The organism is Haemophilus parainfluenzae, assembly GCF_003252795.1.
GTDB lineage: Bacteria > Pseudomonadota > Gammaproteobacteria > Enterobacterales > Pasteurellaceae > Haemophilus_D > Haemophilus_D parainfluenzae_K.
The window spans coordinates 347359-372794 of record NZ_QEPQ01000002.1 but is presented as its reverse complement, the minus strand read 5'-3'; the positions used below and the strand labels follow the sequence as shown (position 1 = coordinate 372794).

The following is a 25436-nucleotide window of genomic DNA, read 5'->3' as shown; positions in this document are numbered from 1 at the left end:
TGCGGTTAAAATCATCTAAATTTTAACCGCACTTTGTTTAGTATCCTTCTTCTTCCATATTGGGTAGGAATGTTTTTTGTTTGATTCGTTTTACTCTCGTTTCAATTCGTCCATCTGGGTGTAGCTCAATTTCACGCCAACCTGGTTGTAAGGTATCTAACGCAAAATGATTGCTATCTGGCTTAAATTGAATACAAGTCGCTGGCGTTGCCATGGTTTGATACCCCTGCCAATAACCATCAACCTGTTGATGAATATGCCCGTATAAAATCCCTTTTACATTGTTGAATTGAGCAAGAACGGCTGAGAAGCTATGCGCATTACGCAAGTTATGCTGATCAAGCCATGCTGAATTCGTTGGTAATAAATGATGATGCAATACGACTAAGCTATGACGCGCTGGATTTTCTGCTAATTTTGTTTTTAACCAATCTAATTGGTAAGCACTTAATTCACCATGAGGCACACCGGATACTTGGCTATCTAACAAAATCACTTGCCAGTGTTTACCTAGAAGTAAATGTTTTGACGCATTAATAGGCGATTGGCTTAAATGTTCGACCATTTTAGGTTGGAAATCATGGTTACCCGGAAGCCAAAATACCCATTTATTTAACGGTTTAACCATTTCAACAAATCGTAAATAGCCTTCGTCACTACTATCTTGTACCAAATCCCCCGTTGCAAGCACGATATCATAGTCAAAAGACTCAGACTGAATTTCTTTTAACACCTGAGAAAAACTTTCTTGCGTGTTGATACCTAATAAGTCTTTGCTTGTATCTTTAAACAAATGAGGATCGGTAATTTGTAATAATTTAACAATTTCACTCGCGGGTTCGTATTCAAATCTATTGTTCATGGGACTCCTATTGCCAGCGTTGCTGCAATTGGGCGTAATTTAATTGAAGCCATTGCAAGCCCATTACTGCAATGCCATTATCAATTTTGCCTTCACACATCCATTGATAGGCTTGCTCACGTTTCACCACATGAACACGAATGTCTTCATTCTCTTCAGCTAAACCATGAAGTCCCTTGGCTTGCGAGCTATCAACTCGTCCGACAAACAAATGAATACGTTCGACGACACCCCCCGGGCTATCCCACACGCTTACACAATGTGTGAGATCTTGAACGGATACGCCTGCTTCCTCTTCACTTTCACGCAAAGCCACTTCTTCAGGTTGTTCACCCTCTTCTACCATCCCGGCGATCAATTCTAATAACCAAGGGGAACGAGCTGATTCAGGTTGATATGCACCAATACGTACTTGCTCAACTAAAACCACTGCATCTTTTTCCGGATCGTAAGCAATCACTGCAGAAGCAGCACCTTTGACCAATAATTCACGTGTCACAACGCCACTTTCGCCACCGGCAAAAAGCTTATGTTTAAACTGTACTTTCTTAAGTGTAAAAAAACCTTTATAAACAGTTTCTTCATTAAGAACTTCTATATCATGCTGACTAAACTGTTGAATTTGTGACATCATTACTCTCCTAGTATCGAGGTCGCATAATACTCCCATAAAAAAATAAAAAAAACTGAACCCTCTATTTTTTTGTCGAAACTTTGAAGCCGGTCACAAAAAAAGAAAACCTATGATGATTTCTTATTCATCATAGGTTTACATTAAAAATTTATTTAAATTAACAAACGCGGCTGGTTATCTCCCCATCTGCTACCTTCGTTTTAATGGTGTCGCCTGTTTTGACTTGCTTCACACTCATAATAGCATGTCCTTTATCATCCTCTGCAATGGAATATCCTCGCGCTAACACTTTCAATGGGCTTAATCCATCTAACTTACCACACAATGTCGCTAATTTATTTTGACGTTCCGTGACTTGACGATTCGCCCCTAAATTTAACCGCACTTGTAACTGGGTTAAATACTGTGATTGTTTTTGCAATCGATAAGGCAACGGATTTTGTTTTAAGCGTGCTGAAAGTGCGGTCAATTTTTGCTGCGTTTTATCCATTTGACGTTGCATTGCCAAGACTAAACGATGATGTAATTGCTCTGTTCGGGCTTTCTGCATCAACAATTGATTTTGCGGATGTTGGTTTTGCAGGCGTAAATGTAACTGTTGTAAACGTTGTTGTTGATGACTAAAAATACGATCCAACGCCATCTCCAAACGCTGTTGTTTATAAGCTAACTGTTGAAGTAATTCCTGCTGATTGCGACTCACTAACTCCGCAGCAGCAGAGGGGGTTGGTGCTCGTAAATCAGCCACAAAATCTGCTATGGTGACATCCGTTTCGTGACCGACCGCACTAATAATCGGTAAATTAGAACGGAAAATCGCACGTGCCACTTCTTCTTCATTAAAGCACCAAAGATCTTCTAAGGAACCACCACCTCGACCGACGATCAATACATCCACTTCTTGACGAGCATTGGCGAGTTCAATCATTTGGACGATTTCAGCCGTTGCTTCTTTGCCTTGTACTGCCGTTGGGTAAATCACCACTTTTAAACTGGGATCTCGGCGAGCCAAAATATGCAGAATATCTTGTAAAGCAGCGCCAGTCGAAGAGGTAATAATGCCCACCGCTTTAGCAAAGTCCGGCAAGCTTTTCTTCAAGTTTTGTGCAAACAACCCTTCAGCCGCCAATTTCATTTTTAGCGCTTCAAATTGCTGTTGCAACAATCCCTCACCAGCAGGGTGCATGGATTCAATAATCAGCTGATAATCACCACGAGGCTCATATAAACTGACATTTGCCCGCACCAAGACTTGCATACCATTTTGCGGACGAAATCCCACCCGCAAATTTTTCATGCGGAACATGGCACCGCGGACTTGGGCATTTTCATCTTTTAGCGTCAAATACCAGTGTCCTGACACTGGTTGGGTGAAATTAGAAATCTCCCCTGTAAGCCAAATCTGTGAAAAATTCCCTTCTAACATTTGGCGAGCGGCGCTGTTAAGCTGGGAAACGGAGTAAATGTTTTCAGACATTATTCAATCAACACCCAACCGTCATCTAACCAGTTACAAATCGAATCGAGCAATAATTCCATTGTACTTTCAGGATCTTCTGTATCATTCACTAAATTATTTAAGAATGCCCAATCTAGCGCTTCACCATCGGAAAGACGTTTCAACACTTCTGCTTCAATAACATTCACTTCATCCAACCATTCGCCATTCGCATAAATGCGGAGCGGATTTTCGGTGTAAATTAATTTGCAGTTATTGTCCTGCATTAATACACCTTGTTCCTCTTCTAAAATTGACCGCACTTCGTCAGGATCGGACATTTCATCGGATACCAACATTTCATAACGACGTGAACTCACTGTGCCTGCTACTGCTTGTTTGAATAATGTATCAAAGGCTTCAGACTCCGCCAATTTCGCTAAGAATTGTTTTTTCATTGCCTGGATATTTTCATCTGCCAATTTGCCCGTGCTCTGCTCTGATTGCGTTAAGCGTAACGGTAATTGGAATTCGCTTAAATTCAATTCAGGATCCTGATGACAAAACGCTTTATTCACGTTATCAAAAATGTCAGCTAAATTCGGGTAACGCAAGCCAAAAGAAAAGGTCAAACAATCATCTTCTGCCACACCATAATGTGACATACGAGCCGGAATATAAAGAATATCGCCTGGATTCATCACTTCATCAATTACCAATTCGCCTATATCATCGAAAATACGGATCGGCTGATTTGGTTTGAATTCTGTGGAAGAATCACACCATTTGCCTAACTGCCAGCGACGATGACCATAGCCTTGCACCAAGAACACATCATATTCGTCATAATGCTTACCAACAGAACCACCCTTAGGTGCATAGGACACCATAATATCGTCGCGTTGCCATTGTGGGATAAAGCCAAATTTATTCCAAAGCTGACCGAGTTCTGTACTCCATTGTTCTAGATTTTGTACAAGCACAGACCATTTCTTGGGTACATCTGCAAAATCTTCTTCGGATAGCGGGCTGAAAAACACTTTCCAATTATCATCTGAAAAGGTTTTCACTAAACGCGCGGTCACATCTTCGCCTTGTGCTAATTCGATAATATCCTCAGGCTCGAATTGGCCAACAATTTCAGGTAAACCATTACGAATAATCAATGGTTTTTTCTGCCAATAATCACGCAGGAAAATTTCAGGGGTAATGCCCTCAGGCAGACAATATTGGTTGGAAAGTGCGGTCATTTTTTACTCCTTCTCCTGTTTTTCTTGTTGGGCTTTTTCTTGTGCGGCTTTGGCTTGTTCTGCTGCACGTTTACGACGAATTTCTTTAGGATCCGCTAACAATGGACGATAAATTTCAATACGATCACCATCTTTTAATTGATCTGTTAATTTGGCTGGACGGGAATAAATCCCCACTTTATTTTCACGCAAATCGATCTCGGTAAACTGTTGCAAAATGCCCGATTGTAAAATAGCCGTTTGAATCATCGTGCCTTCATCCACTTTGAAGGATTTCAAATAATAGCGATCCGGCAAGGCATAGGCGATTTCAATATTAATTTGGTTCATGTCTTATTCTGTCTTAATGAGTTTTCCGTTATTATAGCGGAAAAGTGCGGTCAATATTAACGATAAAATCAGGAGTTCATCATGAATTGGGTATTTTTTGCCATTGGTTCAGCCTTTTTCGCTGGACTTACCGCTATTTTGGGCAAATTAGGGGTTGAAGGCATTAACAGCAATCTCGCGACCTTTATCCGTACAATTGTGGTTTTACTCGTTACAGCAGGCATCATTAGCGCACGTAACGAATGGCAACTGCCACAACATATTGCTGCAAAACCATTCACCTTTTTAATTCTTTCCGGTGTTGCTACTGGTCTATCTTGGCTTTGTTATTATCGTGCGTTGCAAATGGCACCCGCCTCTTGGGTTGCCCCTATAGATAAACTCAGTGTCGTGATTGCCATTATTTTAGGCGTGGTATTGTTAGGCGAACCTTTAAGTATGAAATTAGTTATGGGAAGTCTATTAATTCTCTCAGGCGTTTTAGTCTTAGCCTTATAGATTGAGAAATTAGCCCTTTTTCGCTACAATACGCCACTATTTTTATTCAAGCAGAAAACTATGTCTGAAATTAAACTCATCGTGGGGCTGGGAAACCCTGGCGATAAATATGCGGAAACCCGCCACAATGCAGGTGAATGGTTGATTGAGCGTTTGGCTCGTCGCTTTAATGTTTCGCTTAATGCAGAAAATAAATTCTTCGGTTATGTAGGAAAAACACTGATTAACGGCAAAGAAGTCCGTTTTTTAGTGCCAACGACGTTTATGAATTTAAGCGGAAAAGCAGTGGGGGCACTTGCTAATTTTTATCGCATCAAACCAGAAGAAATTTTAGTGCTACACGATGAATTAGATTTACCGCCAGGCACCGTAAAATTAAAACAAGGTGGCGGACATGGCGGACACAATGGTTTAAAAGATATTGTGGCTCAGCTTGGTAACAGCAATAATTTCTATCGTTTACGCATTGGCATTGGCCATCCTGGACACCGTGATTTAGTTTCAGGTTTTGTGCTTAACAAACCCGCGCCAGCAGAAAGAGAAGCACTCGATAAAGCGTTAGACGAAGCCACCGATTGCATTGAATTGCTTTTCAAAGAAGGCATGGTGAAAGCCACCAATCGCTTAAACAGTTTTAAAATTTAACTCAAAAGTGCGGTGAAAAAACACTATAAATTTTAACCGCACTTATGCTCACAATAAGGAAAACATCATGGGATTTAAATGTGGTATCGTTGGTTTGCCAAACGTCGGTAAATCGACTCTTTTTAATGCATTAACCAAAGCCGGTATCGAAGCGGCAAACTATCCGTTCTGTACCATCGAACCAAATACTGGCGTGGTACCAATGCCGGATCCGCGTTTAGATGCATTAGCGGAAATTGTTAAACCTGAACGTGTGTTACCCACCACCATGGAGTTTGTGGATATCGCAGGTTTGGTTGCGGGTGCAAGTAAAGGTGAAGGCTTAGGGAATAAATTCCTAGCTAATATCCGTGAAACTGATGCGATTGGTCATGTTGTTCGTTGTTTTGAAAATGATGACATCGTGCACGTTGCGGGTAAAATCGATCCATTAAGTGATATCGAAACCATCAATACCGAATTAGCCCTTGCTGACTTAGACAGCTGCGAACGTGCAATCCAACGTTTACAAAAACGTGCTAAAGGTGGCGATAAAGATGCAAAATTTGAGCTATCTGTGATGGAAAAAATTCTTCCTGTACTTTCTGAAGCAGGCATGATTCGTTCTGTTGCGTTAGATAAAGATGAGTTATTAGCAATTAAAAGCTATAACTTCCTCACATTAAAACCAACCATGTACATTGCGAACGTAAATGAAGACGGTTTTGAAAACAACCCGTATTTAGACAAAGTACGTGAGTTTGCAGAAAAAGAAGGCTCTGTTGTGGTGCCTGTATGTGCGGCGATTGAAGCGGAAATTGCGGAACTTGATGACGACGAAAAAATCGAATTCTTACAAGATCTTGGTATTGAAGAACCTGGCTTAAACCGTGTAATTCGTGCAGGTTATGCCTTATTAAATCTTCAAACCTACTTCACTGCGGGTGTAAAAGAAGTGCGCGCATGGACGGTTTCTGTTGGTGCAACCGCCCCTAAAGCAGCGGCTGTAATCCACACAGACTTTGAAAAAGGCTTCATCCGTGCAGAAGTGATTGCTTACGATGACTTCATCCAATTCAAAGGTGAAAACGGAGCAAAAGAAGCAGGTAAATGGCGCTTAGAAGGTAAGGACTACATCGTCCAAGATGGTGATGTCATGCACTTCCGCTTTAACGTATAAAAACACTTCAGACCGCATAACTATGCGGTCTTTTTATATCTATAAAAGGAAAAATAATGTCGGATAAATTAAATCAACTCATCGAATTGTTAAAATTAGAAAAAATTGATGATCTTATCTTTCGCGGAGCCTGTGAAGACTTAGGTTTTCGTCAAGTGTTTGGTGGCCAAGTCGTAGCGCAATCTCTTTCTGCCGCAATGCAAGTTGCCCCAGCGGAGCGCGTACTCCATTCCTGCCATGCTTACTTTTTAGCGCCAGGCGACAGTCAATACCCGATTATTTATGATGTGGAAACTTTACGTGAAGGGCGAAACTTCTCTGCATTACGCGTAAAAGCCATTCAACATAAAAATGTGATTTGTCATGTCACCGCGTCATTTCAAGTACCCGAAGAAGGCTTTGACCATCAATCAGCCATGCCACAAGTGCCGGGGCCAGAACAATGTATTGATGAGCACGAAATCATGTTAAAAGTGGCGCAGACTTTGCCTGAAAGCTTGAGTGAAAAATTTGCTCAAGAGCGACCATTTCAGATTCATAGCCGATATTTGAACAATCCATTTGATGGTCGTAAACTGCCACCTGAACAATATGCTTGGTTTAAAACCAATGGTGAAGCGCCATTAGATTTGCAGACTCAACAATGTCTCTTGGCCTATTTTTCTGATTTTCACTGTATTTTGACCGCACTTCACCCACATGGGAAAGGCTTTTTGCAGAAAGGGATGAAAGTGGCTACAATCGACCACAGCATTTGGTTCCACCGCCCTTTCAATTTAAATAATTGGCACTTACATGCTATTGAAAGTAACAATGCTTTTGCAGGACGAGGTTTAGCGAGAGGACAAATTTTTGCTGCAGATGGCACATTAATTGCCACCACACAGCAGGAAGGTTTAATTCGTTATCAAGAATAACCGCACGTTAAAACTAGGTGCAGACTACCCTTCGTAACCGATATCTTCGAAAGTTGGGTTTTCTGCGCCTTGTTTGGCTAATTCATCACAAATTTCATTTTCACGATGACCTGAATGCCCTTTCACCCACTGCCAATCAATGCTATGAGTTTGAATCACCTGATCTAACTCAATCCATAAATCTTGATTTTTTACCGCTTTGCCCGTACTCGCTTTCCAATTGTTTTTCTTCCAATTGTAAATCCATTGTGTGATGCCATTTTTCATATATTGGCTGTCGCTATAAAGCTTCACATGGCAAGGCTCTTTTAAGCTATTTAAAGCCTCGATCACTGCTCGTAATTCCATGCGATTATTGGTGGTTTTAAAATACCCTTTTGAAATATGTTTTTCGTGCTGTTTATAGCGCAGGACAATCCCTATGCCACCAGCTCCCGGATTGCCGAGGCAAGATCCATCCGTAAAAATTTCAATCTGTTTTTGCATAACTAATTCGAGCTTGTGTAAAATAGGCAATATTTTAAAGGAAACAGATAGGTAGAACAATGATAAATCCGGATCGCCAAATTGTACTGGATACTGAAACCACCGGTATGAACCAAATTGGTGCGCATTACGAAGGACATTGCATTATTGAAATTGGCGCGGTGGAAATGATCAACCGTAAATATACGGGCAATAATTTTCACATTTATATTAAGCCGGATCGTTTGGTTGATCCCGATGCCATTAAAGTTCACGGTATTACGGATGAAATGCTTGCAGATAAACCGGATTTCAAAACGATTGCACAAGACTTTATTGAATACATTCGTGGTGCCGAACTGCTGATTCACAACGCGCCCTTCGACGTGGGCTTTATGGACTATGAATTCCGTAAACTTGGGTTAGATATCAAAACGACCGACATTTGCCTCGTCACCGATACGTTGCAAATGGCGCGCCAAATGTATCCAGGGAAACGGAATAGCTTAGATGCGTTGTGTGATCGTTTAGGCATTGATAACAGCAAACGCACACTCCACGGTGCGTTACTGGATGCGGAGATTTTAGCTGACGTTTATTTGTCCATGACTGGTGGGCAAACCAGCTTATTTGATGAAGAGCATGCGGATAGTCCAATTATCCAAGCTGGTACCAATATGCAAGATCTTCAAAGTGCGGTCAATTTTTCGCAAAATTTAAAAGTGTTACAACCCACTGATGACGAACTCCAAGCTCATTTAGATTTCCTTAGATTGGTCAATAAAAAGAGTGATGGCAAATGTTTTTGGTCTATTCGTACGGGTGAGGAAACCTCACATTAATCGGTTATCTATTAATCAGATAAACATAAAAAAGAAAAAAAAGATTGACGGTTTTAACGTTCATCATTATTATACCCAGCACTTAGCGGAGTGGTAGTTCAGCTGGTTAGAATACCTGCCTGTCACGCAGGGGGTCGCGGGTTCGAGTCCCGTCCATTCCGCCAATTTAAAACTTGTCTTAATATACTCACGGAGTGGTAGTTCAGCTGGTTAGAATACCTGCCTGTCACGCAGGGGGTCGCGGGTTCGAGTCCCGTCCATTCCGCCAATTAAGCCGAGATAATGAAGCACCTGAAGGTGCTTTTTTTATGCCCGAATTTTACCTGCCAGCCAACATTCGCTATAATTAACTAAATTTACATTTTACAGAGATATTTTTTATGACAACTCCTGTCGTTGCCTTAGTGGGTCGCCCAAACGTAGGTAAATCCACCCTATTCAACCGTTTAACCCGTACTCGTGATGCACTTGTTGCTGACTTCCCTGGTTTAACCAGAGATCGTAAATACGGTCATGCCAATATTTCTGGCTATGATTTCATTGTGATCGATACCGGCGGTATTGATGGTACTGAAGAAGGCGTTGAAGAAAAAATGGCAGAACAATCCTTATTAGCGATTGAAGAAGCCGATGTCGTGCTTTTCTTAGTGGATGCCCGCGCAGGTTTAACAGCAGCAGATATTGGCATTGCCAATTACTTACGTCAACGCACCAATAAAACAACCGTTGTTGTGGCAAATAAAACTGATGGTATTGATGCAGATTCACACTGTGCGGAATTTTATCAATTAGGCTTAGGTGAAATTGAACAAATTGCTGCATCACAAGGCCGTGGCGTGACTCAATTAATGGAGCAAGTGCTTGCACCTTTAGCGGAAAAATTACAAGAAAACGAAGAAGAAAATGACCGCACTTCTGATGAAGAAGAAAAAGAAGAAGAAAAAGATGAATGGGATCACGAATTTGACTTCGATTCAGAAGAAGATACTTCATTGATTGATGAAGCATTAGACGAAGAGCTTGAAGAAGAACAAGATAAAAATATCAAAATTGCGATTGTAGGCCGTCCAAACGTCGGTAAATCGACATTAACCAATCGTATTTTAGGTGAAGATCGCGTGGTCGTTTACGACATGCCAGGCACAACACGTGACAGTATCTACATTCCAATGGAACGTGATGGTCAGCAATACACCTTGATTGATACAGCAGGAGTGCGTAAACGTGGTAAAGTGCACTTAGCCGTTGAGAAATTCTCTGTCATCAAAACGTTACAAGCGATTCAAGATGCAAACGTGGTATTACTCACCATTGATGCGCGTGAAAACATTTCAGATCAAGATCTCTCTCTACTTGGCTTTATCTTAAATGCAGGTCGCTCGCTCGTGATCGTCGTGAATAAATGGGACGGCTTAGATCAAAATGTGAAAGATCGCGTCAAATCCGAATTAGATCGCCGTCTTGATTTCATCGACTTTGCCCGTGTGCATTTTATTTCTGCTTTACACGGCAGTGGCGTGGGTAATCTTTTTGATTCGATTAAAGAAGCTTATGCTTGTGCGACACAAAAAATGACGACTTCCCTTCTCACCCGCATTTTACAAATGGCAACGGATGAGCATCAACCTCCAATGATTGGCGGACGTCGCATTAAATTAAAATACGCTCACCCAGGTGGCTATAATCCACCAATTATCGTGGTGCATGGAAACCAAATGGATAAATTACCGGATTCATACAAACGTTATTTATCTAATTATTATCGTAAGAGTTTGAAAATTATTGGTTCACCAATTCGCTTGCTATTCCAAGAAGGTTCAAACCCATTTGCAGGTAGAAAAAATAAACTCACACCAAACCAATTACGTAAACGTAAACGCTTGATGAAGTTTATCAAAAAAGCGAAACGCTAATCTTAGCAAACAAAGAGCGGTCAAAAATCACTGTGAATTTTGACCGCTCTTTTTATTGAAAAATAAATTATTCGTCTATAACCACTTTGCCAATATAGCCTAAATTACGATAACGTTGCGCATAATCAATACCATAGCCGACAACAAATTCATCCGGAATAGAAAAACCAATCCATTCAACCGGTACTTCCACTTCTCGGCGAGAAGGTTTATCTAATAAGGTACAAATCGCCAAGCTTGCAGGATCGCGTAAATTTAAAATGCTGCGCACTTTTTCAAGGGTGTAACCCGTATCAATAATGTCCTCAACAATCAGCACGTGTTCATTACGAATATCTCCTTCAAGATCTTTCGTAATTTTCACATCGTGATTGCTTGTCATTCCGCAACCATAGCTTGAAGTAGTCATAAACTCCACTTCTACCGGTAATTTTAATTCACGCACCAGATCGGCCATGAACATAAATGAACCACGTAAAAGCCCAACAACAATCAGTTTATCAATAGCTTGCTGTTGATAAAAATGCGTAATTTCTGCGCCAAGTTCAGTAATGCGGCTACGAACATCCGCTTCTGAAATTAAAATATCGACGTGGTGTTTTTTCATGGTCTTTCCTTTTTAATTTAATCGTTTGCGTATTCTACAATAAAAAAGGCTGAAGTTTAAACCTTCAGCCTTTTTAACCCTAACGAATTTACTTTCTACTCTACCTGTTGGAGCAACCTGCAATCGCTACGAAACAGATGTGTGTATAGTAGCAGAAAGAAAATACCTGTCAATAAGAATTATTATCATTTTTATAAAATTTATTAATTCCCTGAAATTTTCATCTTGTGGAGTAAGATTGAGCCGGTTTGGATATTGGATCGATGCTCAACATCATCTGCTACAGCCACAATATTTTTCAACATATCTTGTAATTGACCTGCAATAGTAATTTCAGCAACTGGATATTGGATTTCACCATTTTCCACCCAGAAGCCTGCTGCGCCACGGGAATAATCCCCGGTCACAATATTTACGCCTTGCCCCATGACATCGGTAACCAATAAACCGGTGCCCATTTGGCGTAAAAGTGCGGTCAATCCCCCCGTTAAATTTGGTTTTACAAGCCAGTTGTGAATACCACCTGCATGACCTGTACTTTGCATGCCCATTTTTCTACCGCTGTAACTGGTGAGCAAATAGGTTTGCAACACGCCATCTTGAATAATTTCAAGATCTTGTGTGCGCACTCCTTCGCTGTCAAAAGGTGTAGAGGCTAAACGTCTTAACAAATGCGGACGCTCACTGATTTGGAACCAATCTGGCAATACTTGTTTTCCAAGATGATCAAGCAAGAAACTGGATTTGCGATATAAGCTGCCGCCACTAATCGCTCCCGTTAAATGGGAGATTAATCCTGTTGCCACATCATTTAAGAAAATCACGGGCACTTCACGTGTTGTTAATTTTTGTGGATTTAAACGCGCAATCACTTTTTTCGCACAATTCTGTCCTACCCAATCCGCTGAAGAAAGCGCATCAAACTCACGTGAAACCGTGTACTCGTAGTCATTTTCCAGTTGATCTAGCTCACCACCGATCACCGAACAAGATAAAGAATAACGACTAGATAAGTAACTTTGTAGCATGCCGTACGTATTACCATAAACACGCACACCAGTATGTGAATTAAAGCTTGCTCCATTACTATTCACGATTTTAGCATCGTATTCCAACGCCGCTTTTTCAACCTCTAAAGCTAATTTGGTAGCCTGTTCAACATCAACACTTGCGCTATGATAAAGTGCTAAATCCGGTGCTTCAAAAGCCATTAATTCTTTATCAGCTAGCCCTGTGCAATCATCTGGCGAGGTATATTTTGCAATGGCAAGTGCTGCTTCAACGGTGTTTTTAATCGCTTCTTCACTTAAATCTGAGGTAGAGGCATTACCTTTTTGTTGGCCTAAATAAACAGAAATGCCTAATGCCCCATCGTTAGTAAATTCAACATTTTCAATCTCTTGCAGACGGGTTGAAACCGATAAACCACTCACTTTTGTCACGCTAACTTCAGCGGTGGCTCCCGCCTTCTGGGCTGTATCAATCGCAAAACTAACTGCATCACGCAATGTTTGCTCTTGAGATTTTAAAAGTGCGGTTAAATTTTCTGCTGTTTTCATGGTAATAATCCTATTAAAAATTTGCGCCATTTTATCTTATTTTGAAAGTTTATGCTAAAATGCACCAAATTTTTCATAAGGTAACAGAATGGCAAAACGTAAGAAAAAAGAAGCCTTTGATTGGGAAGATGAAGACCAAGAAGAGATTATTTGGGTAAGTAAAAGTGAAATCAAACGCGACGCTGAGGATTTAAAACAGCTCGGCGAGAAATTGGTGAACTTAACCAAAGCAAATCTGACTAAGGTTCCACTAGACGATAGCTTGAAAGATGCCATTGAATTAGCGCAACGTCTACAAAAAGAGGCACGTCGTCGCCAATTGCAATACATCGGTAAGCTCTTACGCTCAATTGATGCAGAGCCTATTCGTGAAGCTTTAGAAAAAATTGAAAACAAACATAATCAACAACAAGCTATGCTGCATAAGTTGGAAATCTTACGTGATGACTTGATTGCAAAAGGTGATGCGGCTCTGACTGATTTGTTAAATGAACATCCTTCTGCAGACCGCCAACACTTACGTAATTTGATTCGTGCAGCGCAGAAAGAGAAGGAACAAAATAAGCCGTCAAAAGCTTATAGAGAGATTTATCAGATCTTAAAAACACTTATTTTAGAAGACTAAAATACAGCTATTTTTGACCGCACTTTGTGTCAAAAAAGTGCTATGATTAGCTACCCTTTTAATAAGGAAAAAACGTTATTTATGAATATTCGTTGGAATATTATTTTAGGTGTCATCGCCCTCGCTTTATTAGGTTGGTATTATTCGCTTAATCAAGATCATAGCGATTTACAAAGCCTAATTAAAAAACCTGATAGCCCAGAATACGTCGGTAATAAAATGGAAACCACTGTATTCTCACCTGAAGGTAAAAAACAGTATCTCGCGATTTCCGACAAAGTGGAATATTACACCCAAGACGGCCATACGGATTTTATTTCGCCGTTAGTCTATCTTTTTGATGCCTCTTTGGACAATAAAGATAAAGAAGCGAAAACCGATAAAATTCAATTAGAAAAACAAAATTGGAAGCTTAGCGCGAAAAAGGCAAAATTAACAAAAGATCAAATGCTCTATCTTGAAGGTGGTGTGGTTGCCGAGAGCCTTGATCCTTTATCTCGCCTACAACGCGTTGAGACAGAAGCCGCAGTGATTAATTTAAAAACACAAGACATTACTTCCGATACGCAAGTAAAAATTAACGGATTAAACTTTAACTCTAGCGGATTGAAGCTCGTCGGAAATTTACGTCAGCAAGTTGCAACTCTAAAGGAACAGGTAAAAACATATTATGAAATCAACAAACAATAAAATTCTGCTTTTAACGGCGTTAATGATGACTTCTTTGTCTGCTTTTGCGTTAAAAGACGATACCAATAAACCGATTAATATTGTCTCAGATAATCAATCTTTAGATATGGAAAACAGCGTCGTAACCTTTACGGATAACGTTGTAATTACGCAAGGTTCCATTTTGATTAAAGCCAATAAAGTAGTCATTACTCGCCCACCAGAAAATTCAGGTAAAAAAGAAACTGTTGAAGCATTTGGTAGCCCTGTTACCTTCCACCAACAACTTGATGATGGTAAACCTGTTGACGGTAGAGCGAATAAAGTTCACTACGATTTAGGCACTGAATTCTTAACATTGACCGGTAATGCTGAATTAAAACAATTAGATAGCAAAATTAACGGTGAACTCATCACTTATGATGTGAAAAAACAACAGTTAAAAGCCAATGGTAATGGAAAATCACGCGTGCAAACTGTCTTAATTCCGACCCAATTACAACAAAAAGGTAAAAAATAACTGATGTCTGTATTACAAGCTGAATTCCTCGCAAAAAGCTATAAGAGCCGAAAAGTGGTTTCTGATGTGAGTTTAACCGTAAACTCCAATGAAATTGTTGGCCTACTTGGTCCAAATGGTGCAGGTAAAACCACTACTTTCTACATGGTCGTCGGTTTAGTACGTCATGATCAGGGAAAAATCACCATTGATGGCGATGATATTAGCGTATTGCCTATGCATGAACGTGCACGCAGAGGAATTGGCTATTTACCACAAGAAGCCTCTATTTTCCGTCGTTTAACGGTGTATGAAAACCTTATGGCGGTATTAGAAATTCGCAAAGATCTCAATGCAGAACAACGCAGAGAGAGAGCGGATGAGTTAATTGATGAGTTCAATATTGGCCATATTCGTGATAGCCTGGGACAATCGCTTTCTGGTGGTGAACGTCGTCGTGTGGAAATTGCACGCGCCTTAGCAGCAAATCCCAAATTCATTTTACTAGATGAACCGTTTGCCGGTGTGGATCCTATTTCGGTCACGGATATTAAGAAAATCATCACGGATCTCCGTAATCGTGGCTTAGGTGTGTTAATTACCGACCATAACGTACGCGAAACCCTTGATGTTTGTGAACGCGCTTATATTGTTGGTGAGGGGAAAATTATTGCGACCGGCACACCGGAAGAAGTCATGAATGATGAGCACGTTAAACGTGTCTATTTAGGCGAACAATTTAAACTATAACCGATGAAATTTACGACATTGCTCTCCCCTGATGATATTCGTCAGGGGGTTGCTTTTTCTAGCAAGAAACGATTATTTGAATCTATTGCCGCTTTCGTTGTGGAAAAACTTCACTGCGAAAATGGTGAACAGGCTTGTTTTGAATGTTTATTTGAGCGGGAAAAATTAGGTAATTCAGGATTAGGTAATGGTGTCGCTATGCCTAAAGCCAAGTTACCTACTACTGTGTCAGATAAGATCCTAACGGTATTTATGCAATTAGAAACGCCTGTCGAATATGATGCTGTTGATAATAAACCGGTAGATATCGTTTTTGCAGTGCTCGTACCCGAAAATCACTGCCAAGAATATATTCCTGTTCTGGCAGAACTCAATGAAAAATTAACTGATAAAAACTTAATTAAACAACTTCGTTCAGCACAAAGTGCGGATGAAATTTGGCAAATTTTTGAATGTGCTGATCATTCAGAGGAATCTGAAGACGACACAAATTTAGATAATATAGAACCTCAAGAGGTATAACCTAACCAACTAACCATAAGGAATCACGCAGATGGAAATTATTATTATCAGCGGTCGCTCCGGCGCGGGGAAATCTGTCGCATTACGAGCTTTGGAAGATATGGGCTATTATTGCGTGGATAATCTCCCTCTCGATTTACTTCCTCAACTCACCAATATTCTCGCCAAAACTCAAACGGCTGTTGCCATCAGCCTCGATATTCGAAATCTTCCCCATTCAAGTGCTGATTTAGACAAGATTCTGACAGATATTCAAGCCACTTATTCCGTCAAAATCATCTTTCTGGACAGCGATCGTAGTACACTTATTCGTCGTTACAGCGATTCACGTCGTCTTCATCCACTTTCAGCACAAGATCTCCCACTTGAATCAGCGATTGATCTAGAATATCAACAGCTTGAGCCTTTAATTCAACATGCTAATTTTATTATTGATACCGCACCACTTTCGACTCATTCGTTATCTGAACGTTTAAGAGAAGTTTTACGGGGTAATACGGATAAAGAACTTAAAATTGTGGTTGAGTCATTCGGCTTTAAATATGGTATTCCACTTGATGCCGATTATGTCTTTGACGTGCGTTTTCTACCTAACCCGCACTGGAATCCAGAACTTCGTCCAATGACAGGGCTTGATGAACCAGTTGCACAATTTTTACTTGCGCATGATGAAGTGAATAATTTTATCTACCAAACGCGTAATTACATCGAAACATGGTTACCGATGTTAGAGCAAAATAACCGAAGCTATCTCACCATTGCTATCGGCTGTACAGGAGGTAAACATCGTTCTGTTTACATCGCTCAACAAATTGGTGAATATTTCCAAGCCAAAGGCAAGAATGTGAAAATTCAACATAAATCCTTGGAAAAGAATAAAAAGAATTAATCAAACCATAAAAAAACGCAGCAACTTGCTGCGTTTTTTGTTAAACCACATATTGCTCAAAAATCTCTGGTAAATGCGTAATTAACGTTTCTTTTCCCGCCACCTTTTCATTCTGCCAAACTTGCAATAGCACATCTGGCGTAAATAATTGTGAGGCCTGTTCAGCTAAAGGTAAATAGCTAATATGCCAAGGCTCTCGGCCAACTTTTTTACCTTCTGGTTGGCTTATAAATGGCAAAGCAAAATCAAAGTGCGGTAGATTTTCAGTGAGAAATTCACTTAATTCAAAGAAATAGCCACCGCGTTCATATTCCCAAGGTTCAAGTTGTAATGATTGACCTTGAGGCAAAAGATCAGGATCAAAAATATCGATTTCTGTTCCCCAATGATGACGACTTCCCCCAGGAAGCGCTGACCAACGTAAAATGGCCTGTGCTTTTTGCCAATCATCTAATGACGCTAAATTTAATGGATTTCCCGCATCATCATGAACCTTGCGTTCACCGCTAAATTTACCGTTCCAAATGAGTTGTTGACGTTCAAAATCACGAAAGCTACTCGCGGGTTGCAAATTAAAGCCATTTTTAGCCGCACTTTGCTGCAATCCTTGAAACGCTTTCATTGCCTCTGCTTGCAAAAAATGATTCGGAGAATGAGGTGTAGGCAAATTGAGCAAATGTTCACGAGATTTGCCGGTTAACATGTCAGGCGTTAATTTCATCTTACTTGTCCAATAAATTCACTAACATTTGATGATAAATTTGACCGCACTTAGCTAGATCATCTACACTGACACATTCATTTACTTTATGAATCGTCGCATTAAGCGGCCCAAATTCCACCACTTCAGCGCCCATCAATGCAATAAAACGTCCGTCAGAGGTACCGCCACCTGTTTCTGCTTGTGGTGTAATACCAGTTGTTTGCTCAATTGCCGTCGTTAACGCATCTAATAATTTACCTGGTTTCGTCAAAAATGGTTTACCCGATAAATTCCAATCAATACGGTATTTCAAACCATGTTTTTCGAGCATTTCTGCCACTTTCTGCTTAATAATTTCGTCAGTGACTTCCGTACAATAACGTAAATTGAATTGCACATAAAGTTCACCAGGGATGACATTATTGCTCCCTGTGCCTGCATGAATATTTGCAATTTGCAAACTGGTTGGTGGGAAAAATTCGTTGCCGTTATCCCATTGATATATGGTTAATTCCTGCAAGAAAGGCGCAGCTTTATGAATTGGGTTTTCCGCTAAATGGGGATAAGCCACATGACCTTGAATACCTTGAATGTAGAGGTTACCTGTAATCGAACCCCGACGACCATTTTTGACTACATCGCCTAATGTTTTCGAACTAGACGGCTCTCCTACCATGCAATAAGTGATTTTCTCACCGCGTGCCATTAAGGTTTCGACAACACGAACCGTGCCATCTTTCGCGGCAGCCTCTTCGTCAGAAGTAATCAACAAAGCAATCGTTCCTTTATGATTCGAATTAGCTTTCACATATTCTTCTGCCGCCACAATCATTGCCGCCAATGAGCCTTTCATATCTGCCGCACCACGACCATAAAGCATATCATCTACAATTTCGGCAAAAAATGGCGGATAAGTCCATTGGGCTTCATCTCCCGTCGGCACCACATCGGTATGCCCAGCAAAGGCAATGACTGGCTCACCAACACCATGTTTTGCCCATAAATTTAACGTATCGTTGAAAGGCATCCATTCAATTTGAAAGCCGAGTTTTTCTAAACGCTCAGCGATTAATTGCTGACAGCCCTCATCATTTGGGCTAATAGAGGGGCGACGAATGAGATCTTGTGCCAAAGAAATCACTTTTTCTTTCATAAAAACTCCTAAGAAATACTGTTCTTTTAAGCAAATGCTGCACTATATTCTTTTTCGTTGAAGCCAATCAATGCCTTACCATCTTGCAAAATAATCGGTCGTTTAATTAACGTTGGATTTTCAGCTAATACGGAAAGTGCAGTGGACTTTGAGAGTGTATTTTTCACATTTTCATCAAGATTACGCCAAGTTGTACTACGTTTATTGACTAAATTTTCCCAACCAAATTGTGCTTCTACTCGTTGTAAGAATTGAGTATCTAATCCATCGACACGGTAATCATGCAATTTATGTTCAATACTATGTTCAGTTAACCACTTCAATGCTTTTTTCACCGTATCGCAGTTTTTAATGCCATAAACGATAATCATATTCTCACCTCTAAAAATAAAAAATCCTCGATTTCATTTAGAACTGAGGATTTTAACTGCTACATGAATTAATCACAAATAGATTAACACGATACAAACTTTTACATCCAAAAGAAAAAGTGCGGTGAAAATCAACCGCACTTTTCAAAAGGGAAATTAGAATTCGTAACCTACGCCCACTTTAGCGCCATAGTTATTCACTTTAGTATCGTCAAAGCTACCTAAACGGTTATATTCTAAACCACCGTTTGCATACACTTTGTCTGCTAATTTATATTTAGCACCCGCAACTACACCATAACCCACTTTGGTTTCAGAAGAGCTTTTATAACGTTGTTCCGCACGGTCTTCAAATTTGAAACGGTTAGCCGCAAGACGAGCACCTACATAAGGTTCAATTTGAGAGTTGGTATCGAAGTCATAGAATACTGTCGCACCTAAACCTTGAACTTTAGTGCCTTGGAAGTTACCGTGATGTGTATAATCACCTGCTACACGTACATTACCTAATTTGTAACCTACTGCAACACGTGGCTCAATTTTAGTTTTGCTTGAACCACCATTGGTTAATTTAGTTCTTGAAAGACCAAGATCACCTTCTGCATATAAACCTGCATTTGCAGTTGAAGCAACCGCTAATGCACCGACAACGATAGCTAATAATGATTTTTTCATTGGATAACCCCTGTTATTTGATTGAAAACACTAGAAATATACCATACTGCTTATGAATTTTCACTATGAAAAACCAATTTTCCCTGACATTTTCGACATAAATAGGAAATTTTATCTCGTTGAATGCGATTATGCCGACGAATCGTTAAATAATGGGTCTGACATTCGCATTGATAAGCAAACATTTTACCCTGTACACTTTCCACATCGAATTTATGGCAAGTATCAGCCGGAAGATTGAATAACTGCGTCATCACCGCTTGCCATTCCTGTCCATGCGATTTCACTCGACCAAATACTTGATACACAATAAGATGGGCTAATTCATGGGGAACAACCTGATGAATAAATTCATCTGAGTTCTCGAGTAGCAAAGTGCGGTTAAATTTAATCTCATTTTTCTGCAAGTATGCAACGCCTGCCTTTACACCTCGCAAGTCATAACTGATTGTCGGAATAGGAAATTTCTGTTGAAAGTGACGTTCAGCCAGTTGTAATGTTTCTGCAAGCTTGCGTTGCACCTGCATTTTTAAATGCCGAAACTGAGTTTGAGATGACATCATCATACTAAGTAAACAAAAACCGCTAAATTAGCGGTTTTTATCATATACATTTAATTTACTTATTTTAGACCTGCTGCCGCACGTAATTCTTCAGCGCGATCTACTTTTTCCCATGGGAACTGTTCACGACCAAAGTGTCCATACGCCGCAGTTTGGCGATAGATTGGTTGAATTAAATTTAACATTTTAATTAAACCATAAGGGCGTAAATCAAAGAATTCACGCACTAACTTAACCAATACTTCGTTTGATACTTTTCCTGTACCAAAGGTTTCTACCATGATAGAAGTTGGCTCTGCCACACCAATTGCGTAAGAAAGTTGAATTTCACAACGATCTGCAAGGCCAGCCGCAACGATATTTTTTGCCACATAACGCGCAGCATAAGCCGCTGAACGGTCTACTTTTGATGGATCTTTACCAGAAAATGCACCTCCACCATGACGAGCTGCGCCGCCGTATGTATCGACAATGATTTTACGACCCGTTAAGCCACAGTCCCCCATTGGGCCACCAATCACAAAACGACCGGTTGGATTGATGAAATATTTTGTTTGTTGAGATAACCATTCACTTGGCAGAATTGGCTTGATGATTTCTTCCATCACACCTTCATAAATTTCTTTTTGTGACACTTCTTCACTATGTTGTGTAGAAAGGACGACTGCATCTACACCCACGATTTTGTTATCTTCGTATTTTAAGGTCACTTGGCTTTTCGCATCAGGGCGTAACCATGCTAATTTGCCACTTTTACGCACTTCAGCTTGTTTTTCCATTAAACGATGCGCATAAGTAATCGCCGCAGGCATCAAGACTTCCGTTTCATTTGTCGCATAACCAAACATGATCCCTTGGTCACCCGCACCTTGATCTAATGGATTCTCACGATCCACACCTTGGTTAATATCAGATGATTGTTTACCAATCGCATTTAATACCGCACAAGAATTGCCATCAAACCCCATTTCTGAGTGTTTGTAACCAATATCACAGATGACTTGGCGAGTGAGATTTTCAATATCAACCCATGCTGATGTAGTAATTTCACCACCGACTAACGCCATCCCTGTTTTTACATAGGTTTCGCAAGCCACACGAGCTTTAGGATCTTGTTTTAAAATTTCATCAAGTACCGCATCAGAAATTTGATCGGCAATCTTATCTGGATGTCCTTCTGAAACCGATTCAGAAGTAAATAAATAGCTAGACATAAGTTCTCTTCTTTTGGATGTATTGACGTATAGACGTCTATAATACGCTTTTTTGACTAATAAGCAAGCATTCCTATCAAGTATTTTTAAAATGTGACAAGAAGAATCTAAGCTTTACGACAAAATTCAGCTCATTAATGCATTAAATGGGCGACAAGCGCCCATTTATTTACCTGATTTTACTTCACTAAATCCAACATTTCTTGCGCATTCGCCAAGGCTAGTTCTGTAATTTCACTGCCACCCAGTAATCTTGCAAGAGCTGGAACTCTCTCTTCTTGAGAAAGTGCGGTCATTTTAGTTTCTGTTTTATCATCAACGGTAAATTTCTCAACATTAAATTGATGATGTCCATGGCATGCGACTTGTGGTAAATGGGTCACACAAAGCACTTGGCATTTATCGCCTAATTGGCGCAACAATTTACCCACTACACTCGCCGTTTTACCGCTAATACCAACATCAACTTCATCAAAAATTAACGTCGGAATCGCCGATTGATCGGACGTTAAGACTTGGATCGCTAATGAAATACGAGACAACTCACCACCAGATGCCACTTTTGTTAGCGGCTGTGCTTGTTGTCCTAAATTACTGCGTAAAGTAAAGACAATATTATCTGCCCCATTTGCCGTCACTTTAGTTAAATCTGAATTCACTTCAATGAAAAATTCTGCATTTTCCATTGCAAGCCCTTTGATAGAATGTGTAACCTGTTGTGCTAATTTTCCTGCAGCTTGGCAACGGCTTTCATGCAATTGTTTTGCTGTATGTTGCATTTTCTCAAAGGCAGCTTTTTCTTCTAAAATCAGGCGTTCTTCACTTTCTGAAAAATCTAAAAGTGCGGTCAATTCTGCTTTTAATTTTTGATGCCATTCCACCAACTCTTCAGGTTTCACATTGTGCTTACGTGCAAGTTGTAAAGCTTGCCCTAAACGTTGTTCAATCTCTTGTAATAACATCGGATCTTGCTCAATGTGAGAAGCAAGATGCTGCACTTCACTTGTCGCCTCTTGCACTTGAATAAGTGCATCATTCAACATTGTTTGAACGGAAGCATAGCGAGGATCTAATTCGCTTAATTCATCAATGTACTGCGTCGCACGATAAAGCATAGAATCGATACTCACCGTCTCATTTTCACTGAGTAGCTGTAAGGCTGATTGTGATAACTGTGTCAGCTGTTCGCTATTTGATAGAAGACGTTGATCCTCTTCCAATTCTAAATATTCATTTGGACGAAGTGCAAACTCATCCAACTCTTCTACCTGATATTGTAAAAGCTGTTTCTTCGCTTCATTTTCAGCAACTTTTTGTTGGAAGGTTTTAACTTGCGTTTGAAGATTTTTCCACGTGCGATAATCTTCTCGCATTTGTGCGAGCAAATCATGGTGATGTGCAAATGTATCCACCAACTGAAGTTGGTAGTCATTTTTCAATAATAATTGTGAAGCATGCTGCCCATTAATATGAATAAGATATTGACCAATTTCTTTTAATTGAGAAGCTGATACAGGCGTGCTATTAATAAAGGCTTTAGAACGCCCATCTGCATTAATGACACGGCGTAAAATACAATCAGAGGGATTATCAGGATCTTGCAATTCTTGCTCTTGCAACCATTGATAAGCGGGGTTCGTTGGTTCAATAAAAAAGGTGGCGCAGATTTCGGCTCTTTCCTGCCCTTCTCGAACCATAGACGTTTCAATACGTTGCCCTAAGCATAACCCCAATGCATCAATAGCAATGGATTTTCCTGCGCCAGTTTCCCCCGTGATCACAGACATTCCTTTCGCCAATTCAATCTCTAATTGACGAACAATTGCAAAATTATTGATGGTAAGTTGGGTTAGCATAAAAAAATCTCCTTAACTGTATATCCATATATTATAACTGATGTAATATACAGTAAAGAGATTTTTAAACTTTTGGGATTAGAAATTTTTAAGCCAGCCTAATTTTGTGCTTAATACATTGTAATAATTATAATTTTTTAGGTGTAATAGGCGCAGTTTATGCGGGCTTTTTTCAATATGAACGATATCATCAGGAGAAAAATCTAGCGCAATTTGACTATCACAGCCTAATTCCAACTGTGAAGTATTATGTTCTGCAAAGCGAATTGAAATTTTGCTATCGCCATCAATGACTAATGGTCGAGAAGAAAGTGTATGTGGGAACATCGGCACAAGGGCAATCGCATTTAAATTTGGCGTTAAAATTGGGCCGCCTGCGGAAAGCGAATAAGCGGTTGAACCTGTGGGAGTGGAAACAATTAAACCATCTGAACGCTGAGAAAACGCGAATTTATCATTGATGTAAACATGGAAATCAATCATGTGCGCAATTTTAGCTGGGTGAATCACCGCCTCATTTACGGCATTGCTACTGGAGATAATTTCACCGTTCCGTTCAATTTTAGCTTCCAATAAAAAACGCTCTTCTACAAAAAATTCACCATGTTCTAAACACGCTTCGAGCTGTGCATAAGCATTTTTCGGGTCAATATCGGTCAAAAAGCCTAAGTTGCCTCGGTTAATGCCAATCATTGGAATATTATATTTAGCCAAAATGCGAGCACGCCCTAGCATATTGCCATCACCACCGATTACAATCACGAGTTGAGCTTGCTCTCCAATTTCTTCAACCGTTGCTAACACCTCTTCCGGTAAACCGAATTTTTCCCCCACTTCTTTTTCAACTAAAACTTGATATCCTCGCTCTTTCAGCCACTGATACAAGTTTTTATGCATTTGCAAATTAATGTCGCGACGTGGTTTTCCCATCAAGGCGATGGTTTTAAATGATTTGACTAATTCATCCATAACTATGATTGCTCCCAAGTACAGACTTCCTGATTTTTGACCGCACTTGAATTTAAAATTTTAGCCATTATATTACATAGCAATTCAGTTTTGCTAAAATAGCACTAATTTTTGATAAATGGAGAAAAAGATGTCAGAACAAGCACAAAACTTAAATGAAAATGAAGAACTTGTTGAAGAAGTTCAGCAGGAAACCACTTCAACGGAAGATCCGTTAGAAGAAGCGATTGCCCGAGTACAAGAACTTGAAGAACAATTAAAAGCACAAGTAGAAGAAACCTCTAAAAAAGAGCAAGATTTATTGCTCCGTACGCGTGCAGAAATTGATAATATGCGTCGTCGTAGCGAACAAGACATCGAAAAAGCACATAAATTTGCGCTCGAAAAATTCTCAAAAGACATTTTAAATACCATTGATAACTTAGAGCGTGCGCTTGCCACACCAGCCAATAAGGAAGATGAAAATATCAAAGCCTTATTCGATGGCGTCGAGCTGACTTTAAAAGAATTACTCTCAACAGTTTCTCGCTTTGGTGTCGAGCCTGTTGGTGCAGTAGGCGATACCTTTAATCCGGATCTTCACCAAGCTATCTCTATGCAACCAGCAGAAGGCTTTACAACTAATCAAATCACCACCGTTTTACAAAAAGGTTATACCTTAAATGGTCGAGTGATTCGCCCAGCCATGGTAATGGTTGCAGCTTAATTTCTTTTCTATGACTTAAAGAGCGGACGATTTTTCGTCCGTTTTTTTATTGCCAAAAATCTTGACATAGATCAAATTTATTAAAAAATAATTTGAGAATAATTCTCAACAAAAACACATATTCTTTCCAGATTTAGCAAGGTTTCGACTCAA

Annotated in this window: 29 protein-coding genes and 2 tRNA genes; 15 read left to right on the top strand and 16 right to left on the bottom strand. The window is 40.0% G+C overall.

Features of this window, described 5'->3' with window-relative positions:
- Positions 1–37: 37 nt before the first annotated feature.
- The 5 genes from cpdA to DPV81_RS04365 form a co-directional block, all read right to left on the bottom strand.
- Entirely contained in the window at positions 38–862 is an 825-nt protein-coding gene (gene cpdA / locus DPV81_RS04385; RefSeq protein WP_111386927.1) for a 3',5'-cyclic-AMP phosphodiesterase, read from the bottom strand.
- Positions 863–869: 7 nt separating this feature from the next.
- Positions 870–1493, bottom strand: coding sequence for an ADP-ribose diphosphatase (nudF, locus tag DPV81_RS04380; RefSeq protein WP_111386926.1), 624 nt, complete (start codon positions 1491–1493; stop codon positions 870–872).
- Between the two features lie 160 nt (positions 1494–1653).
- Complete coding sequence (xseA, locus tag DPV81_RS04375) at positions 1654–2973, bottom strand: exodeoxyribonuclease VII large subunit (RefSeq protein WP_111386924.1); 1320 nt, start codon at positions 2971–2973, stop codon at positions 1654–1656.
- On the bottom strand, positions 2973–4184 hold the full coding sequence (locus DPV81_RS04370; protein WP_111386923.1) for a ribosomal protein uL16 3-hydroxylase: 1212 nt from the start codon (positions 4182–4184) through the stop codon (positions 2973–2975). The genes xseA and DPV81_RS04370 overlap by 1 nt, the downstream gene beginning before the upstream one ends.
- A 3-nt stretch (positions 4185–4187) precedes the next feature.
- Positions 4188–4514: an RnfH family protein gene (locus tag DPV81_RS04365; RefSeq protein WP_005696455.1), complete on the bottom strand. Its 327-nt coding sequence runs from the start codon at positions 4512–4514 to the stop codon at positions 4188–4190.
- Between the two features lie 81 nt (positions 4515–4595).
- On the opposite strand from DPV81_RS04365, the gene DPV81_RS04360 reads away from it, so the two are divergent.
- The 4 genes from DPV81_RS04360 (at position 4596) to tesB (ending at position 7733) form a co-directional block, all read left to right on the top strand.
- Positions 4596–5012, top strand: a complete 417-nt coding sequence (locus tag DPV81_RS04360) for an EamA family transporter (RefSeq protein WP_005696457.1) — start codon at positions 4596–4598, stop codon at positions 5010–5012.
- A gap of 60 nt (positions 5013–5072) precedes the next feature.
- Entirely contained in the window at positions 5073–5657 is a 585-nt protein-coding gene (pth, locus tag DPV81_RS04355; RefSeq protein ID WP_014065080.1) for an aminoacyl-tRNA hydrolase, read from the top strand.
- A 67-nt stretch (positions 5658–5724) separates the two neighbouring features.
- Positions 5725–6816, top strand: a complete 1092-nt coding sequence (gene ychF, locus DPV81_RS04350; protein ID WP_075874959.1) for a redox-regulated ATPase YchF — start codon at positions 5725–5727, stop codon at positions 6814–6816.
- A gap of 56 nt (positions 6817–6872) precedes the next feature.
- Positions 6873–7733, top strand: coding sequence for an acyl-CoA thioesterase II (tesB, locus tag DPV81_RS04345; protein WP_111386921.1), 861 nt, complete (start codon positions 6873–6875; stop codon positions 7731–7733).
- Between the two features lie 24 nt (positions 7734–7757).
- Here tesB and rnhA read toward each other — a convergent pair whose 3' ends face one another.
- Positions 7758–8219 carry a ribonuclease HI gene (gene rnhA / locus DPV81_RS04340; protein ID WP_111386919.1) on the bottom strand — a complete coding sequence of 154 codons (462 nt, stop codon included), beginning with the start codon at positions 8217–8219 and terminating at the stop codon, positions 7758–7760.
- 59 nt (positions 8220–8278) lie between these two features.
- Between rnhA and dnaQ the strand changes: the two genes are divergently transcribed.
- The 4 genes from dnaQ (at position 8279) to der (ending at position 10953) form a co-directional block, all read left to right on the top strand.
- Positions 8279–9040 (top strand): DNA polymerase III subunit epsilon, encoded by a 762-nt coding sequence (gene dnaQ, locus DPV81_RS04335; protein ID WP_111386918.1) that lies wholly within the window; start codon positions 8279–8281, stop codon positions 9038–9040.
- A gap of 87 nt (positions 9041–9127) precedes the next feature.
- Positions 9128–9204, top strand: a tRNA-Asp gene (locus tag DPV81_RS04330).
- 27 nt (positions 9205–9231) lie between these two features.
- Positions 9232–9308, top strand: a tRNA-Asp gene (locus tag DPV81_RS04325).
- A gap of 112 nt (positions 9309–9420) precedes the next feature.
- Positions 9421–10953 carry a ribosome biogenesis GTPase Der gene (gene der, locus DPV81_RS04320; RefSeq protein WP_111386916.1) on the top strand — a complete coding sequence of 511 codons (1533 nt, stop codon included), beginning with the start codon at positions 9421–9423 and terminating at the stop codon, positions 10951–10953.
- Between the two features lie 67 nt (positions 10954–11020).
- On the opposite strand, the gene hpt is transcribed toward der, so the two are convergent.
- Together hpt and pmbA are read right to left on the bottom strand one after the other, a co-directional pair.
- On the bottom strand, positions 11021–11560 hold the full coding sequence (gene hpt, locus DPV81_RS04315; protein ID WP_005699886.1) for a hypoxanthine phosphoribosyltransferase: 540 nt from the start codon (positions 11558–11560) through the stop codon (positions 11021–11023).
- Positions 11561–11763: 203 nt separating this feature from the next.
- The gene (gene pmbA, locus DPV81_RS04310) at positions 11764–13119 is read right to left on the bottom strand and encodes a metalloprotease PmbA (RefSeq protein WP_111386914.1); all 1356 of its coding nucleotides are present in this window, start codon (positions 13117–13119) and stop codon (positions 11764–11766) included.
- 88 nt (positions 13120–13207) lie between these two features.
- Here pmbA and yjgA point away from each other — a divergent pair, with 88 nt between their 5' ends.
- The 6 genes from yjgA (at position 13208) to rapZ (ending at position 17073) form a co-directional block, all read left to right on the top strand.
- On the top strand, positions 13208–13744 hold the full coding sequence (gene yjgA / locus DPV81_RS04305) for a ribosome biogenesis factor YjgA (RefSeq protein ID WP_111386913.1): 537 nt from the start codon (positions 13208–13210) through the stop codon (positions 13742–13744).
- An 81-nt stretch (positions 13745–13825) separates the two neighbouring features.
- Complete coding sequence (lptC, locus tag DPV81_RS04300) at positions 13826–14434, top strand: LPS export ABC transporter periplasmic protein LptC (RefSeq protein ID WP_111386911.1); 609 nt, start codon at positions 13826–13828, stop codon at positions 14432–14434.
- Positions 14415–14933 (top strand): lipopolysaccharide transport periplasmic protein LptA, encoded by a 519-nt coding sequence (lptA, locus tag DPV81_RS04295; protein ID WP_049366269.1) that lies wholly within the window; start codon positions 14415–14417, stop codon positions 14931–14933. Before lptC ends, lptA begins: the two co-directional genes overlap by 20 nt.
- Before the next feature lie 3 nt (positions 14934–14936).
- Entirely contained in the window at positions 14937–15662 is a 726-nt protein-coding gene (gene lptB, locus DPV81_RS04290; protein ID WP_111386909.1) for an LPS export ABC transporter ATP-binding protein, read from the top strand.
- A 3-nt stretch (positions 15663–15665) separates the two neighbouring features.
- Entirely contained in the window at positions 15666–16184 is a 519-nt protein-coding gene (ptsN, locus tag DPV81_RS04285; protein WP_111386908.1) for a PTS IIA-like nitrogen regulatory protein PtsN, read from the top strand.
- 31 nt (positions 16185–16215) lie between these two features.
- The gene (gene rapZ / locus DPV81_RS04280) at positions 16216–17073 is read left to right on the top strand and encodes an RNase adapter RapZ (protein WP_014065069.1); all 858 of its coding nucleotides are present in this window, start codon (positions 16216–16218) and stop codon (positions 17071–17073) included.
- Positions 17074–17113: 40 nt separating this feature from the next.
- Here the strand turns inward: rapZ and DPV81_RS04275 are convergent, their stop codons facing one another.
- The 8 genes from DPV81_RS04275 to DPV81_RS04240 form a co-directional block, all read right to left on the bottom strand.
- Complete coding sequence (locus DPV81_RS04275; RefSeq protein WP_111386906.1) at positions 17114–17794, bottom strand: M15 family metallopeptidase; 681 nt, start codon at positions 17792–17794, stop codon at positions 17114–17116.
- A gap of 1 nt (position 17795) precedes the next feature.
- Entirely contained in the window at positions 17796–18929 is a 1134-nt protein-coding gene (dapE, locus tag DPV81_RS04270; protein WP_111386905.1) for a succinyl-diaminopimelate desuccinylase, read from the bottom strand.
- A gap of 26 nt (positions 18930–18955) precedes the next feature.
- Positions 18956–19300, bottom strand: a complete 345-nt coding sequence (locus DPV81_RS04265; protein ID WP_111386903.1) for an ArsC family reductase — start codon at positions 19298–19300, stop codon at positions 18956–18958.
- A gap of 156 nt (positions 19301–19456) precedes the next feature.
- Positions 19457–19975, bottom strand: coding sequence for an opacity family porin (locus DPV81_RS04260; RefSeq protein ID WP_005696480.1), 519 nt, complete (start codon positions 19973–19975; stop codon positions 19457–19459).
- A gap of 50 nt (positions 19976–20025) precedes the next feature.
- The gene (locus DPV81_RS04255) at positions 20026–20541 is read right to left on the bottom strand and encodes a SprT family zinc-dependent metalloprotease (RefSeq protein WP_111386902.1); all 516 of its coding nucleotides are present in this window, start codon (positions 20539–20541) and stop codon (positions 20026–20028) included.
- A 56-nt stretch (positions 20542–20597) separates the two neighbouring features.
- Positions 20598–21752, bottom strand: coding sequence for a methionine adenosyltransferase (metK, locus tag DPV81_RS04250; RefSeq protein ID WP_005696483.1), 1155 nt, complete (start codon positions 21750–21752; stop codon positions 20598–20600).
- Positions 21753–21931: 179 nt separating this feature from the next.
- Entirely contained in the window at positions 21932–23608 is a 1677-nt protein-coding gene (gene recN / locus DPV81_RS04245; protein ID WP_111386900.1) for a DNA repair protein RecN, read from the bottom strand.
- Between the two features lie 78 nt (positions 23609–23686).
- Positions 23687–24577, bottom strand: a complete 891-nt coding sequence (locus DPV81_RS04240; protein ID WP_005696488.1) for an NAD(+) kinase — start codon at positions 24575–24577, stop codon at positions 23687–23689.
- Between the two features lie 130 nt (positions 24578–24707).
- Between DPV81_RS04240 and grpE the strand changes: the two genes are divergently transcribed.
- Entirely contained in the window at positions 24708–25283 is a 576-nt protein-coding gene (gene grpE, locus DPV81_RS04235; RefSeq protein ID WP_049366251.1) for a nucleotide exchange factor GrpE, read from the top strand.
- Positions 25284–25436: the final 153 nt, after the last annotated feature.